This is a genomic window from Paraburkholderia sp. Ac-20340 (genome assembly GCF_017104965.1).
GTDB lineage: Bacteria > Pseudomonadota > Gammaproteobacteria > Burkholderiales > Burkholderiaceae > Paraburkholderia.
In genome coordinates this window covers 46,841-63,397 of sequence record NZ_JAAGPR010000042.1, presented here as the reverse complement: position 1 = coordinate 63,397, position 16,557 = coordinate 46,841, and the positions used below count along the sequence as shown (strand labels likewise).

7 protein-coding genes are annotated in these 16,557 nt (G+C 66.7%); 6 read left to right on the top strand and 1 reads right to left on the bottom strand.

Annotated features, from left to right (window positions below; all coding sequences use genetic code 11):
* Window positions 1-254 precede the first annotated feature (254 nt).
* From G3N59_RS32965 to G3N59_RS32940, 6 genes are all read left to right on the top strand, one after another.
* Complete coding sequence (locus G3N59_RS32965; RefSeq protein WP_205987017.1) at window positions 255-1,118, top strand: sugar phosphate isomerase/epimerase; 864 nt, start codon at window positions 255-257, stop codon at window positions 1,116-1,118.
* A gap of 180 nt (window positions 1,119-1,298) precedes the next feature.
* Window positions 1,299-2,531 carry a SpoIIE family protein phosphatase gene (locus G3N59_RS32960; RefSeq protein ID WP_205987016.1) on the top strand — a complete coding sequence of 411 codons (1,233 nt, stop codon included), beginning with the start codon at window positions 1,299-1,301 and terminating at the stop codon, window positions 2,529-2,531.
* Between the two features lie 17 nt (window positions 2,532-2,548).
* Entirely contained in the window at window positions 2,549-3,109 is a 561-nt protein-coding gene (locus tag G3N59_RS32955) for a SiaB family protein kinase (protein WP_205987015.1), read from the top strand.
* A 14-nt stretch (window positions 3,110-3,123) separates the two neighbouring features.
* Entirely contained in the window at window positions 3,124-3,510 is a 387-nt protein-coding gene (locus G3N59_RS32950) for a DUF1987 domain-containing protein (RefSeq protein ID WP_205987014.1), read from the top strand.
* An 8-nt stretch (window positions 3,511-3,518) separates the two neighbouring features.
* Window positions 3,519-4,280: a GGDEF domain-containing protein gene (locus tag G3N59_RS32945; protein ID WP_205987013.1), complete on the top strand. Its 762-nt coding sequence runs from the start codon at window positions 3,519-3,521 to the stop codon at window positions 4,278-4,280.
* Window positions 4,281-5,050: 770 nt separating this feature from the next.
* A complete protein-coding gene (locus G3N59_RS32940) occupies window positions 5,051-16,108 on the top strand; it encodes an autotransporter-associated beta strand repeat-containing protein (RefSeq protein ID WP_346777975.1) in 11,058 nt (3,685 codons plus the stop codon).
* Between the two features lie 25 nt (window positions 16,109-16,133).
* Here G3N59_RS32940 and G3N59_RS32935 read toward each other — a convergent pair whose 3' ends face one another.
* Window positions 16,134-16,523 carry a DUF779 domain-containing protein gene (locus tag G3N59_RS32935; RefSeq protein WP_205987012.1) on the bottom strand — a complete coding sequence of 130 codons (390 nt, stop codon included), beginning with the start codon at window positions 16,521-16,523 and terminating at the stop codon, window positions 16,134-16,136.
* Between the last annotated feature and the right edge of the window lie 34 nt (window positions 16,524-16,557).

The following is a 16,557-nucleotide window of genomic DNA, read 5'->3' as shown; positions in this document are numbered from 1 at the left end:
CAAATTCCAGACGCAGATTCATGGTGTCTCTCGGGTTCCACGGCATGGCCGGCTCCAGACGATTCACTTGTCCGAAGTGTTACCCATGTCCCCGCACACCTGTTACCTATGTCTCAAGTCCATACACCGCCGCAAAGAAAGTAGGTGCCGCCCCGCACAGGGGCAACGCTAATAGACCGACACGAACACAAGGAAATGCCAACACCACAATAAAACACACCCAAAAAACCGAAACTCCCAAAAGGACAAAAAAAATGCCCCAAAAACTACTGACATTCCAATCCTTATGGTCAATGGAACGCCGCCACACGGACGGCTACGAACGCACGCTTGAGGAGAATTTAAGCATGATCGCATCGGCCGGCTTCGACGGCATAAGCGCCCACTACACAGATAAAGAGTCCGTCAAAAAACTAGCCCACCTCCGCGCCCCCTATAACTTGCACGCCGAAGCCCAATGCTTCCCCCGCACAATCGACGACCTCAAACCCATCCTTGAAAACGCCACAACCTACGGCGCCCACCACATAGACATCCAGCCAGACGTCCGCCTGCGCACAATAAAAGAGTGCGTAAAACTGCTAGACGGCTGGCAACGCCTCGCCGAACAGATCGACATCCCGGTCTATATAGAAACGCACCGCGACCGCATGACCACCGACCTCTTCTTCACACTGGATCTACTCGACGAACGCCCCAATCTAAAACTGCTGGCCGATATCTCCCACTACCTTGTCGCCCGCGAATTCGCCTGGCCGGTCTCCGAAGAAAACCACGCCCTGATGCACCGCATTCTCGACCACTCCTGGTCGTTTCACGGTCGCGTCGCCAGCCGCGAACAAGTGCAGATCGAAATTTCGTTCGAGCCCCATCGCATGTGGGTCGATCTGTTTATGGACTGGTGGCGCTATGGTTTCGCATCCTGGCGCCGCCGCGCCGGCGCAAACGATACACTGGCATTTACCTGCGAACTCGGCCCCAAACCCTACGCCATCATCGGCCGCGATGGCAACGATACGACCGACCGCTGGGCCGAATCGCTGCTGCTGAAAGACTGGATTCAGGCACTCTGGCAAGAAGTCGCCAACGAAGAGCCCGTGCCGCGCAGCCCGCAATGATTACTTCGCATTACTCGCCTGTTGCGTAATAAAGCCCGCACCGCAAACGTTGTCGCCGCAACGGAATAACGCCAGGCTGAATTAAAGAATTGATGCTCGAGAATCATTATGTCAATGTAACGAAAATGACATAAAGAATCTTTAGCGTGCTGATCTTCTCTTCTGACGAATCAGTTCGCCATGCACCCAGCGCTTGCGCAATTTCACCGTTCCGGTCCGACCGGAGGTCCACGTTGCGCCGGCGATCTGTGTCAGACGGCGCCGGCCATCGACGCCTCGGATTCCAATTCGCGCGTGATGGAAGTGTTCTACTCGCGCCGCGATCTCATCAGCGTTGCTGTCATCGAAGGCGATCGTCCCATCGGTCTCATCAACCGCGATATCTTTCTTTCGCAGATGAGCAAGCCTTTCCATCGCGAGCTTTACGACAAGAAAAGCTGTATCGCGTTCATGGACAAGGAGCCGCTGATCGTCGATGCCGATATGAGTATCGAGGCGCTCACGTTCAAGACCGTCGAGGTCGGCGAAAAGGCGCTGGTGGACGGCTTTATCGTCACGCGCGAGGGGCGTTTCGCGGGCGTGGGCAACGGTCTGCAACTGCTGGGCGCGGTGGCCGAAACGCAGGCGGAAAAGAATCGCCAGATCATGCAGAGCATCGAGTATGCGAGCGTGATCCAGCAGGCCATGCTGCGCGCGTCGGGCGAAACGCTTTCGACCATGCTGCCCGATGCGGCACTGGTCTGGGAGCCGCGCGATGTGGTGGGCGGCGACTTTTATCATTTCGCCTCGTTCGCGGACGGCTGGTTTGGCGCCGTGGCCGATTGCACGGGCCATGGCGTGCCCGGTGCGTTCATGACGCTGCTGGCTTCGGCATCGCTTTCGCAGGCGCTCGAACGTCTGGGGCCGCGTGATCCGTCGAAGCTGCTCGCAGCCGTCAATCGCAATGTGAAAGGGCTGCTCGGTCAGGTCAACGGCGCGGGCGATGCGCCGCAGTCCAACGACGGGCTGGACGCCGCGTTCTTCTGGTACGACGCCGCGCAGCAGCAGCTTCTGTTTGCCGGCGCGCGCGTCGCGCTGCATGTGCTGCGCCCCGACGCGGCGCAGTTCGAAACCATCGCCGGCGAGCGTGTGGGCGTGGGTTACGTCGACAGCCTCGCGGATTACGCCTGGCCGCTGCACGCCGTAGCGTTGCCCGAAGACAGCCTGCTGTTCGTTTCGACGGACGGCCTCACCGACCAGATTGGCGGCGCGCGCAAGATTGCCTTTGGCAAGCGCCGCTCGCTCGATCTGATTCTCGCGAATCGCGCGCTCACGCCTTCGGCCATCTGCTCGCGTCTCACGGATGCATTGACCGAATGGCAAGGCGCGCAATCGCGCCGTGACGATGTCACCTTATTTTTTGCACGCGTTTAAGATTGCTGATCAAACTTATGTCTGAACTCCTGGAGCAGAACAGCGCCTTTCTAGAGCTTGCGCAGAAGCGCAATCTGATTTTCTATCACAAAGGCTACTTCTCCCAAAACATCGTCGCGGCGATGAGTGAAGTCGTGAAGCTTCAACTCGAAGTGGCGGGCGTGAACGGGCCCACGCGCCGCAAGCTCTTTTCGTCGTTTATCGAGCTTTCGCAGAATATCGTCCATTACTCGTCCGAAACGCTGCCCGCGGAGCAAACGCAGGGCGGCATTCGCGAAGGCGCCATGTGCATCACGAGCGATGGCGAACGTCATCTGATGGTGTGCGTGAATCCGATCGCCACGCATGCCGTGGACGAATTGCGTGAAAAACTCGAACCGTTGCGCAGCATGTCGGTCGATGAGATCAAGCAGGCCTACAAGAATTCGTTGCGTGCCGAAACGCCCGCCGAAAGCAAGGGCGCCGGTATGGGCTTCCTGACGATGGCGCGCGATGCGAGCGCTCCGCTCGAATTCGCCTTCCACCCGCGTGACGACGATCCCGCGACCACGCTGTTTTGCCTGAAGACCATCATCTGATTGCGCGCACTGCCATGGAAAACCTACATATTCCCGCCACGGCGACCTCGCCGGAAATCGACTTCCAGTTCGATCAGAACGTGCTGTCGCTGCGTGGCGAGTCGTACCCGGAAAACGCCGCCGCTTTCTATGCGCCTGTGATCGAAAAGCTGGGTGCCTGGCTGGCCGATTGCGTGGACGCCGCCGTTACGGTGGACGTGACGCTCACGTACTTCAACAGCTCCAGCACGAAGATGTTGTTCAGCATTTTCGATGCGCTCGATCGTGCGGCTGCCGCGGGCAACCGCGTGCAGGTCAACTGGTATCGCGACGAAGAAGACGAGACGATCCAGGAGTTCGGCGAAGAACTGCAAACCGATTTCACCGCGATCAAATTCACCGATTGCCCGGTGGCGATTTAAGGACAGCGATGGTGGTAACGACTTCTTCCGCGGACGCATCGACGTCTGACGCGCCGGACCTGTTTCAGAGCGAGAGCGAGGCGCTGGAAAAGGCGCGCGCGATTCGTGCCGATGCCAACGCGGATGCCGGGCGTTACCGCCAGGCGCTGGGTGACCTGATCGGCCACTACGAGCGCCTGATGCGCGAGACGCGCCGCCTGATCGGCCGCAGCGACCGCGCCGAGCGCGAAATGCACACGCTTACCCAGCAACTGCAATATCGCGCGACACACGATGCATTGACCGATGTGTTCAATCGCAGCGCCGTGATCGAGCGCGCGACCAAGGCATTGCGCGTGGATTGCGCGGTGATGGTGCTGCTCGATATCGACGAGTTCAAGAAGGTCAACGACGACTATGGGCATCCGGCCGGCGATGCGGTGATTCTCGGTATCGTCGATTGTCTGCGGCGCATCGTGGGCGGCAAGGGCATTATCGGGCGCGTGGGCGGCGAGGAATTCACCGTGGTGTTGCCCGGTTACGAACTCGAAGAAGCGCTGGAACTGGCCGACACCATGCGTGCGGCCATCGAAAACCATGTGTTCGAGGCGCCGGTCAACCGCCGCATCACGAGCAGTTTCGGCGTGAGCGCCAATGTCATGGGCACGAGTTTCGACACCGCCTATGGGCTGGCCGATGCCGCGCTCTACAAGGCCAAGCGCAGCGGCCGCAACCGCGTGGAATGCACCGGCGAGCCTCTTATGCCGATGGCAGGTCCCGCAGCGGCCTGAGTCCCAGCGGGACGCACCTCGCGCGCTACAGGCGCAATTCCCATCCCTGCCTTGCCTCCATGGGCCGTTGCCTGCGCAACGGCCATGCCCGTCTATTACCCATCGCGCATCTAATTCCCGATCGCCCGAAACGGCCAATTTAAAGACGCTATAAAGCGCAATTTAAATCGCGTCATTAATACCTGTATGTCAGATTGAATAGCCAGAATTACCTGGCTTTCATGCATTGCGCAGAAATTGTTTTAAAACATGATTTAAAGCTTGAAACCGGGGGAGTATTGTCTATGCTCAGGACGAAAGCCGTTTGTATGTACTGACCCGCTCTTCGAGAGCGGCTTCTGGAGGCGTGTTCCATGAAACACCCTGAAGATCCTGCCTGACCTGCGTTCCGATTGACCCGTCCCGCCGTGTTCCGGACGGCGCCTGCGCTGGCGCCGCGGGCGCGCGCACGCCTCGGTCCTGAGCGGCGCATGACGGGCAGGGCGCTTGTCCAGACGAAGCGCCGTTATCCCCATTCTGCTGGCCTGTCACGCAATGACCGGGCGGGCCGCACTCATCCGTAAAAAAAGCGCGCACAAGCAAGTATCGAAGCAACAAGCGAAGCAAAAAGCGAAGCACCCAGACGATTTTAAGAAGCTCGATTTAAAGCGTTTCGACTAACTCCGAGGGGACATGTCGTGAGCGAATCGACAGGGATGGGCAGGCGAGGGCATCGCGGGGCGGGACACGGTGCGATTCATGCAGTCGCGGCAGGCGTCTTCTTATTGGGTGTGATTGCCACCGGCAACGCGTATGCCACGTGTTCGACGAGCGGCGTAACGGTGACCTGCACGGGCGCAGCCAATCCGCTTGCGCCCAGTTTCTCCAGTACTGCGAACAACGTTACGGTCAATCTCGCTGCGGGTTCGAGTCTGGGCGTGCTGCTGGGCGTAGGCGGCACGGCGCTCTCGCTCACGGGCAACAACGTGACGCTCAACAACGCCGGGACCGTCGATCCCTCGCTGCTCGGCGTGCTGAGCGTGCTGTCGAGCGGCACGGTGGTCGGCAACAGCAGCGCCAGCAACGTCAACATCACCAATAGCGGCACGATGAACGGCACGATGGGCGCCGTCACGCTCAACGTGGCCAGCCTCACGGGTCTCGCGCTGGCCGTGCAGAACGGCGCAGGCGGCGTCACCAATATCACCAATACCGGCACGATGGGCTCGGCGTCGATTGCCGGCGTGTCGATCGCGCCAGGCGATCGCACCTCGGTCGCCGTGTATGGCGGCAGTCAGATCAACTTCACCAACAGCGGCACGATCACCGGCCGCGTGGGTCTGCAGGCCTCATCGACTGCGGGCACCGGCAATACGTTCACGAACTCGGGCAGCATTATCGGCAGTGTGTCGATGGGGGCGGGCAGCGCCAATACCTTCAATGCGCTCACGGGGTCGTCGGTGACGCCTGGCGCTGGCGCATCGCTCGATGTGCTCGGCATTGCGGGGCTTTCGCTGGGCTTTGCGCAGGCCGGTTACGTGGATGGCGGCGCGGGCGGCAACAATACGCTGCATCTGCAGCAGGGTTCGGGCGGTCCGGCCACCGGTGCGATCTCGCTGGCGAACTACATCAACTTCAATCACCTCGCCATCGACAGCGGCAGCTGGACCTTGAGCGGCGCGTCGAGTGCAGCCGATGCGACGCTCGGCGCGGCCGCCACGGCGATCCTCGATAACGCCCAGGGGCTGGGCACCGGCACGATCACGGCAACCGGCGGCGCGCTGCAGAGCAGCGTGGCGGGCCTGAACATAACGAACGCGGTTTCGCTGGGGACGGGCGGGCTGATTGCTTCGGGGTCCAATGCATTTACGTTGTCGGGCGTGATCTCGGGAACCGGAGCGCTCACGCAGTCGGGCACGGGCGCGCTTTCGCTCAGCGGCGCGAACACCTATAGCGGCGGTACGGTGCTCAACTCGGGTTCGATCGTCGCGGGCAATAACGCCGCGCTGGGCACCGGCGCGTTGACGCTCGGCGGGGCGGGCACGCTCGATACCAGCACGGCGGGCCTGTCGATCGGCAATGCCGTGAATCTGGGCGCGAACACGCTGACGCTCGGCGGCAGCAACGCGCTGGCGCTGTCGGGCGCGATCGCAGGAACTGGCGCGCTCGTGAAGAACGGCGCGGCAACCGTGACGCTCACGGGCCTGAACACGTACACGGGCGGCACGACCGTCAGCGCGGGCACGCTGGCGCTGGGCGCAGGCGGAGCGCTGGCATCGACGGGCGCGCTCAACGTGGCGTCGGGCGCGGTGTTCGACATCGGCGCGGCGAGCGCGAACCAGACCGTGGGCGCGCTGTCGGGCGCGGGTGGCGTGACGCTCGGCGCACATACGCTGAGTTTCGGCGATAGCACCAATCAGACCTTCAGCGGCGTGGCGAGCGGCACGGGCGGCCTCGTCAAGCAGGGCAGCGGCACGCAGACGCTCACGGGCGTGAACACCTATACGGGCGCGACGACGATCAACGGCGGCACGCTCGCGCTCTCCGGCAATGGCGCGCTGGCATCGACGGGCGCCGTGAATCTCGGCGCGAGCGGCGCGAGTTTTTCGATCGCCGGCGCCTCGGGCGCCCGCACGGTGGGCGAGCTTGCGGGCGTGGCGGGGTCGAGCGTCTTGCTGGGCGCCAATGCGCTGACGATCGGCGATGCGACCAACCAGACGTATGCGGGCGCAATCAGCGGAACGGGCGGCCTCGTCAAGCAGGGTAGCGGCACGCAGACGCTCAGTGGTGCGAACAGTTATACCGGCGGCACGACCGTCAACGCAGGGACGCTGGCGCTGGGCGCGGGCGGCTCGCTGGCGGCAACCGGCGCGGTGAATCTCGCCAATAGCGGCGCGGTATTCGACATCGGCAATGCGGGCGCGGGAGAGACCATCGGCGCGCTGTCCGGCGTGGCGGGAAGCGCCGTCACGCTGGGCGCGAACGCGCTGACTTTCGGCGCGGCCACCAGTCAGACCTTTGCGGGCAGCATCGGCGGCACGGGCGCGCTCGTTAAGCAGGGCAGCGGCACGCAAACGCTCACGGGCGCGAACACCTTCACGGGCGGCACGACCATCAACGCGGGCACGCTGGCGCTGGGCGCGGGCGGCTCGCTGGCGAGCTCGGGTGGCGTGACGCTGGGCGGCACGGGCGCGTCGTTCAATATCGGCGCGGCGGGCAACCAGACGATCGGCGCGCTCGCGGGCGTGGGGGGAACCACGGTGGCGCTGGGCGCCAATACGCTCAGCTTCGGCAACGCGACGAACCAGACCTTCGCGGGCGCGATCACGGGCACGGGCGGCCTCGTCAAGCAGGGCAGCGGCACGCAGACGCTCAGCGGTGCGAGCAGTTTCACCGGCGGCACGACGGTCAATGCCGGCACGCTGGCGCTTTCGGGCGCGGGCACGCTGGGCGCGGCGTCGAATCTCAATCTTGCCAATGCGGGCAGCGCCTTCGATATCAGCGCGGCGACGGGCGCGGCGACGATCGGCGCGCTCAACGGCGTGGCGGGCAGCACGGTCACGCTGGGCGGCAATGCGCTGACGCTCGGCAGCGCTGCGAACAGCGCCTATGCGGGCGTGATCCAGGGCGCGGGCGGCGTCGTCAAGCAGGGCAGCGGCACGCAGACGCTCACGGGCATCAACACCTACACGGGCGGCACGACCGTGAACGCGGGCACGCTCGCTTTGGGCGCAGGCGGCGCGCTGGCATCGACGGGCGCGCTCAATCTCGCCAATGCCGGCGCGGCGTTCGATCTCAGCGCAGCGGGCGCGAATGCGACCATCGGCGCATTGAGCGGCGCGAGCGGCAGCACGCTCGCGCTGGGCGGCAATTCGCTGACTTTCGGCGATACGACGAATCAGACCTTCGCGGGCGCGATCACGGGCACGGGCGGCATCGTCAAACAGGGCAGCGGCACGCAGACGCTGGCGGGCGCGAGCACGTACAGTGGCGGCACGACGCTCGATGCGGGCGGACTGGTGCTAGGCAATGCGTCGGCGCTGGGTACGGGCGTGCTGACGGTCGGCGGCCCGGCGTCGCTCGACAACAGCAGCGCGCTCACGGTGGCCAACGGCATCGTGCTCGACAGCGCGCTGAATGTGGCGGGATCGAATGCGTTGACGCTCTCGGGCGTGCTTTCCGGCGCGGGCAGTCTGACGAAGTCGGGCGCATCTACGCTCACGTTGACGAACGCGAATACCTTCACGGGCGGCACGACGGTCAATGCGGGCACGCTCGCGCTGGGTGCGGGCGGCTCGCTCGCGAGCACCGGCGCGCTGAATCTCGCCAACGCGGGCGCAACGTTCGACATCGCCAACTCGGGCGCTGCGCAGACCATCGGCGCGCTCAACGGCGTGGCGGGCAGCACGGTCGCGCTGGGCGCGAATACGCTGAGTTTCGGCGATGCGGGCAACGCAAGCTTCGGCGGCGTGCTGCAAGGCACGGGTGGCATCGTCAAGCAGGGCAGCGGCACGCAAACGCTCACGGGCGCGAATACCTTTAGCGGCGGCACGACGCTCGCGGCGGGCGGGCTGGTGCTGGGCAATGCGTCGGCGCTGGGCACGGGCGTGTTGACGGTGAGCGGCCCGGCATCGCTCGACAATAGCAGCGCGATTACCGTCGCCAACGGCATCGTGCTCGACAGCGCGCTGACTGTGGCGGGATCGAACGCGCTGACGCTCTCGGGCGTGCTTTCCGGCGCGGGCAGTCTGACGAAGGCGGGCGCATCCACGCTCACGCTGACGAACGCGAATACCTTCACGGGCGGCACGACCGTCGATGCGGGCACCTTGGCGCTGGGCGCAGGCGGCTCGCTCACGAGCACCGGCGCGGTGAATCTCGCCAACGCGGGTGCCACGCTCGACATCAGCAATGCGGGCGCTGCGCAGACCATCGGCAGCCTGAGCGGCGTGGGCGGCAGCGCGGTGACGCTGGGCGCGAATACGCTGAGTTTCGGCGATGCGGGCGACGCGACTTTCGGCGGCGTATTGCAAGGCACGGGCGGCATCGTCAAGCAAGGCAGCGGCACGGCGACGCTCACGGGCGCGAACACCTTCACGGGCGGCACGACCATCGATGCGGGGACGCTCGCCATCGGCGCGGGCGGTTCGCTCGCGGCCACGGGCGGCGTGAATCTTGCCAATAGCGGCGCGGGCTTCGATATCGGCAATGCGGGCGCGGCGCAGACCATCGGGGCGTTGAGCGGCGTGAGCGGCAGCACGGTGACGCTCGGCGGCAACACGCTGGCTCTCGGCGATGCGGGCAACGCCACTTTCGGCGGCGTGCTGCAGGGCGCGGGCGGCATCGTCAAGAACGGCACGGGCACGCAAACGCTCACAGGCGCGAACACCTTCAGCGGCGGCACGACGCTCAACGCGGGCGGGCTGATCGTCGGCAACGATGCGGCGCTGGGCACGGGCGCGCTGAGCGTGAACGGGGTATCGACGCTCGACAGTACGGCCGCCACCAAGCTGGCCAACGATGTCGTCCTGAATAGCGGGCTGGGCGTGGCGGGCAGCAACGACCTCACGCTGGACGGCGTGCTTTCGGGCAGCGGCGGGCTGACGAAGAACGGCGCGGCCACGCTCGCGCTCGACGGTGCGAACACCTACACGGGCGGCACGACGCTCGACGCGGGCACGATCGTCGTCGGCAACGATGCGGCGCTGGGCACCGGCGCGCTGAGCGTGAACGGCGCATCGACGCTCGACAGTTCGGCCGCGACGACGCTCGCCAACGACGTCGCCCTGAACAGCGCCCTCAGCGTGGCGGGCAGCAACGATCTCACGCTGGACGGCGTGCTTTCGGGCAGCGGCGGGCTGACGAAGAACGGCGCGGCCACGCTCACGCTCAACAACGCCAACACCTACACGGGTGGCACGACGCTCGATGCGGGCACGATCGTTGTGGGCAACAACGCGGCGCTGGGCACCGGCGCGGTCACGGTGAATGGCGCGGCGACGCTCGACAGTTCTACGGCGGTGGCGCTCGCGAACGACTTCATCCTCAGTAGCGGATTGACGGTCGCTGGCAGTAACGATGTGACGCTCAACGGCGTCCTCGCGGGCACCGGCAGTCTGACGAAGAACGGCGCGGCCACGCTCACGCTCAACGGCGCCAACACTTACATCGGCGGCACGCAGATCAACACGGGCACGCTCGCACTCGGCGCGAACGCGAGCCTGGCATCGACCGGTATCGTCGATGTCGCTACCGGCGCGGTCTTCGATCTGTCGGCGGGCAACGGCCAGCAGCAGTTCGGCACGCTCACGGGCGGCGGCACGGTGCTGCTGGGCGTGAACAATCTCACGCTGGGCAGCGCGGCGGACGGCACCTTCAGCGGCGCGATCGGCGGCAGCGGCAGTCTGACCAAGATCGGCAGCGGCACGGAAACGCTCACGGGCGCGAACACCTTCACGGGCGGCACGACCATCGATGCGGGCACGCTCGCGCTGGGCGCGGGCGGCTCGCTGGCGGCATCGGGCGCGGTCGATCTGGCCAATAGCGGCACGGGCTTCGATATCAGCGGGGCGAGCGGCGCGCAGACCATCGGGGCGTTGAGCGGCGTGGGCGGCAGCACGGTGACGCTGGGCGCAAATACGCTGACTTTCGGCGATGCGGGCGACGCAACGTTCGGCGGCACGCTGGCGGGCACGGGCGGCATCGTCAAGGATGGCGCGGGTACCGAAACGCTCACGGGCGCGAATACCTTCACGGGCGGCACGACCATCGACGCAGGCACGCTCGCGATTGGCGCGGGCGGCTCGCTCGCGGCCACGGGCGGCGTGAATCTCGCCAATGCAGGCACGACCTTCGACATCAGCGGGGCGAGCGGCGCGCAGACCATCGGGGCGTTGAGCGGCGTAGGCGGCAGCACGGTCGCGCTGGGCGGCAACACGCTGACTTTCGGCGATGCGGGCAGCGAGACCTTCGGTGGCACGATTGGCGGCACGGGCAGCATCGTCAAGGCGGGCAGCGGCACCGAAACGCTCACGGGCGCGAACACGCTCACCGGCACTACCACTGTCGATGACGGCACGCTCGCGCTGGCGGGCAATGGCTCGCTTTCCACGAGCGACGTCACGCTCGCCGGTGCGGGCACCACGCTCGACGTGAGTGGCTCAAGCGGAGCAACGTCGATCGGCGCGCTCAACGGCGTGAGCGGCAGCACGGTCGCGCTGGGCGGCACGACGCTCACGCTCGGCAGTGCGAACGATGGCGCATTCGCAGGCGCCATCGGCGGTACGGGCGGCATCGTCAAAGCGGGCGCGGGCACCCAAACGCTCACGGGCGCGAACACCTACACGGGCGGCACGACTGTCGATGCCGGCACGCTGGCGATTGGCGCGGGCGGCTCGCTGGCGGCCACGGGCGGCGTCAATCTCGCCAATGCGGGCACAGGCTTCGACATCAGCGGCGCAAGCGGCGCGCAGACCATCGGCGCTCTGAGCGGCGCGGGCGGCAGCACGGTCGCGCTGGGCGGCAACACGCTGACGTTCGGCGACGCCAGCAACCAGAGTTTCGACGGCACGATCAGCGGCACGGGCGGCATCGTCAAGACGGGCAGCGGCACGCAGACGCTCACGGGCGCGAACACCTATAGCGGCGGCACGACGCTCGACGCGGGCGGCCTCGTGGTGGGCAACAACGCGGCGCTGGGCACGGGCGCGGTGACGGTAAACGGCGACTCGACGCTCGACAGCACCACGGCGACCACGCTCGGCAACGACTTCGTGCTCAACAGCGGCCTCACGGTGCTGGGCAGCAACGATCTCACGCTCGACGGCGCGCTGTCCGGCGCGGGCGGGCTGACCAAGGACGGCGCGGCCACGCTCACGCTCAACGGCACCAACACCTACACGGGCGGCACGCTGATCAACGACGGCACGCTGGCGCTGGGCGCGAACGCGAGCCTGGCATCGACCGGCATCGTCGATGTCGCCGATGGCGCGACCTTCGATCTTTCCGCCGGCAACGGCCAGCAGCAGTTCGGCACGCTGATCGGCGGCGGCACGGTCAATCTCGGCGGCAACGATCTGACGCTGGGCAGCGCGACGGACGGCACCTATACCGGCTCGATCGGCGGCACGGGCAGCCTGACCAAGATCGGCAGCGGCACGGAAACGCTCACGGGCAGCAATACCTACACGGGCGGCACGACCATCGACGCGGGCACGCTCGCCATCGGCGCGGGCGGCTCGCTGGCGGCCACGGGCGCGCTCGATCTCGCCAATAGCGGCACGACCTTCGATATCGGCGGCGCGAGCGGCGCGCAGACCATCGGGGCGTTGAGCGGCGTGGGCGGCAGCACGGTCGCGCTGGGCGGCAATACGCTGACGTTCGGCGATGGCGGCAGCGAGACCTTCGGCGGCACGATTGCGGGCACGGGCGGCATCGTCAAGGATGGCGCGGGCACGGAAACGCTCACGGGCGCGAATACCTTCACCGGCGGCACGACTGTCGATGCCGGCACGCTCGCGATTGGCGCAGGCGGCTCGCTCGCGGCCACGGGCGGCGTGAATCTCGCCAATGCGGGCACGAGCTTCGACATCAGCGGTGCGGGCGCGGCGCAGACCATCGGAGCGTTGAGCGGCGTAGGCGGCAGCACGGTCGCGCTGGGCGGCAACACGCTGACTTTCGGCGATGCAGGCAGCGAGACCTTCGCGGGCACGATTGGCGGCACGGGCGGCATCGTCAAGGCGGGCAGCGGCACCGAAACGCTCACGGGCGCGAACACCTTCTCGGGCGGCACGACGCTTGCCGCGGGCACGCTCGCCGTGGGCAACGACGCGGCGCTCGGCAGCGGCGCGCTGAACGTGAGCGGCGCGGCCACGCTCGACAGCACCACGGCGACCACGCTCGGCAACGATGTCGCGCTGGGCAACACGCTGAGCGTGGCGGGCTCCAACGCGCTCACGCTCGACGGCACGGTGTCGGGCACGGGCGGGCTGACCAAGGACGGCGCGGCCACGCTCACGCTCGGCGGCGCGAACACCTACACGGGCGCGACCCAGGTGAACGGCGGCACGCTTGCGCTGGCGGGCAACGGCACGCTTTCGGCATCGAGCGATGTGAACCTCGCCAATGGAGGTACGGCGCTCGATGTGAGCGCGGCCACCGGCACGCCGACCATCGGCGTGCTCGATGGCGTGGGTGGCAGCACGGTCGCGCTGGGCGGCACCACGCTGACGCTCGGCAATGCAGGCGACGGCAGCTATGGCGGCACGATCGCGGGCACGGGCGGCATCGTCAAGGCGGGCAGCGGCACGCAGACGCTCACAGGCGCGAGCAGCTATACCGGCGCGACCACCGTCGATGCCGGCACGCTCGCGCTGGCGGGCAACGGCACGCTGTCCGCGTCGACCAACGTGAACCTCGCCAATGCGGGCACGACGCTCGACGTGAGCGGCGCGGCCACCGGCGCCACGCCGACGGTCGGCTCGCTCTCGGGCGTGACGGGCAGCAACGTCGCGCTGGGCGGCAGCACGCTTACGCTCGGCGGCGGCTCGGACGGCAGCTATGGCGGCACGATCGCGGGCAGCGGCGGGTTGGTCAAAGCGGGCGCGGGCACGCAGACGCTCAGCGGCGCGAACACGTATAGCGGCGGCACCACGCTTTCGGGTGGCACGCTGATCGCCGGCAACGATGCGGCGCTGGGCACCGGCGCGCTCACGTTCGCGGCGCCGGCGACGCTGGACGCCGCCACGGCGGTCAATCTCGCCAACGCCGTCAATCTCGATGCTGGCGCAACCATTGGCGGCAGCGCCGATACCGTGCTCTCCGGCGTGGTGTCCGGCACCGGCGGCATCGTCAAGAACGGCGCGGCCGGTCTTACGCTCACGGGCGACAACAGCTACGCAGGCGGCACGACGGTTAACGCGGGCACGCTCACGATCGGCTCGAATACCGCGCTCGGCACCGGCGGGCTAACGATGAACGGCGGCACGCTGGCGCTGGGCGTGACGGGCGGCGCGCCGCTTGCGGTGTCGCTCGGCTCGCTCGACGGCGCGGCGGGATCGACGCTCGATCTGGGCAACTCGGGCTTGACCGTGAACGGCGGCGGCAGCTTCGGCGGCACGCTGGCGGGCGCGGGCTCGCTCACCAAGGCGGGCGCGGGTTCGACGCTCACGCTCTCGGGCGTCAACAGCTACAGCGGCCCGACCGCCATCACGGGCGGCACGCTGGCGGTGAGCGGATCGGCGGCGAATTCGACGGTCACCGTGCAGTCGGGCGGCACGCTCACGGGCACCGGCACGGTCGGCGGCCTGATCGTGCAGAACGGCGGCACGGCGGCGGCCAGCACGCCGGGCGCGAGCCTCAACGTGAGCGGCAACGTCACGTTCCAGCCGGGCTCGACGCTGCAGGTCGCGACCACGCCGCAGCAGAGCGGTTCGGTGGCGGCGGGCGGCACGGTGAGCATCGGCGGCGGCACGGTGAGCGTGGTGGCGGGAAGCGGCGTCTACACGCCATCGACGCAATATCCGATCGTCACGGCCGCGAGCGGCGTGAGCGGCACTTTCACGAGCGTCAACTCGAACCTGCCGTTCCTCACGCCGACGCTCGGCTACAGCCCGAACAGCGTCTATGTGAGCTTCACGCCCAACGGCGCGGCGCTGGCATCGGCGGCGACTTCGCCGAACCAGTCGAGCGTGGCGGGGGCGCTGGCGAGCATGCCGTCGACGGCACCGCTGCTCTCGGCGGTCGTCTCGGGCGATGTGGCGACGGCGCGCCAGGCCTTCGACATGGTGAACGGCCAGTTGATCGCCGATGCAAAGACCGTGTTCCTGCTCGATACGCGTTATCTGCGCGATGCGGTGACCGACCGCCTGCGCCAGGGTCTCGCGCCCACCAGCGGGCCGCTTTCCGCGCTCGCAGGCGGCCCGGCGCTGTGCGATCAGCGCATGGGGCAGGGCGCGATGTCCGCGAGCGAGTCGGACGCTTCGCGCGGCGGTTCGTCGGGGGCGTGCGTCGATCGGCGGCCGTATCAGCCCGTGGTCTGGGCGCAGGGCTACGGCGCGGATAGCCGGCTGGCGGGCAACGACAATTCGGCGGGACTCGATCGCACATCGGCTGGCGTGATCGGCGGTGCGGACATGGCGTTGTCCGACCATTGGCGCGTGGGCGCGGCGGGCGGTTTCGCGCATAGCTCGCTGGAAAACGGCCTGAATTCGACGGCTGCGGTGGACACGTACCACGTCGCGCTCTATGGCGGCGCGCAGTACGGGCCGATTGGCGTGCGGCTGGGCGCGTCCTACACCTGGAACGATGTGAGCGAGGACCGCTACCCGGCCTTCACCGGCTATAGCGACCACGACAGCGCCAACTACGACGCCAAGGCCGCGCAGGTGTTCGGCGAAGTGGGCTACGCGGTGCCGTTCAACCGCTTCGCGCTGGAACCGTTCGCGGGTCTCGCCTACGTGAATCTGCACACCGATGGCTTCACGGAAAGCGGCGGCTCGAGCGCGTTGCGCAATCAGGGCGATACGGAAAACATTGGCTATTCCACGCTGGGTTTGCGCATTGCGACGCGTCTGGGCGAACTGCCGCTCGCCAGCATCAGCGCACACGCGATGGCGGGCTGGCGGCACGCGTTCGGCAATACGCAACCGGCCTCGACGCTCGCGTTTGTCGATGGCGGGTCGTCGTTCTCGGTGGCGGGCGTGCCGATCGCGCGCGATACGGCGGTGGTGGAACTAGGCGTCGATGCGAATCTGGCGAAGAATCTTTCGCTGGGCATCGCGTATAGCGGGCAATATGGCGGCGGCTCGCACGACAACGCGATCGGCGGGCGTCTGGCGTGGCGGTTCTAAGGCAGGGCGCGGCGGGCAGGAACGATCAGCTCGTCGCGCGCTCGACCGGATGTTGCGCCAGCCAGGCGTTTTCCGCGTCGTCATAAAGGCGCGAGCGCGTGAGAAAGCGCAAACCGGTCGGGCGTTCGAGAGAGAACATGCCGCCGTTGCCCGGCACCGCGTCGATGATCAGTTGCGTGTGCTGCCAGTATTCGAATTGCGATTCGCTCATGTAGAACGGCACGCCGGCGATCTCGCCGAGTTTCACATCCGCGCCGCCCACCATGAATTCGCCGATGGGAAAGCACATCGGCGCGCTGCCGTCGCAACATCCGCCCGACTGATGAAACAGCACCGCGCCATGTTCGGCCACGAGTTTCCCGATCAACGCAACGGCCGCGGGCGTTGCGACGACGCGTAGCACTTCGTCCGGCATAATCGGCACTCCTTTCGATATTTCTGCAATCCCT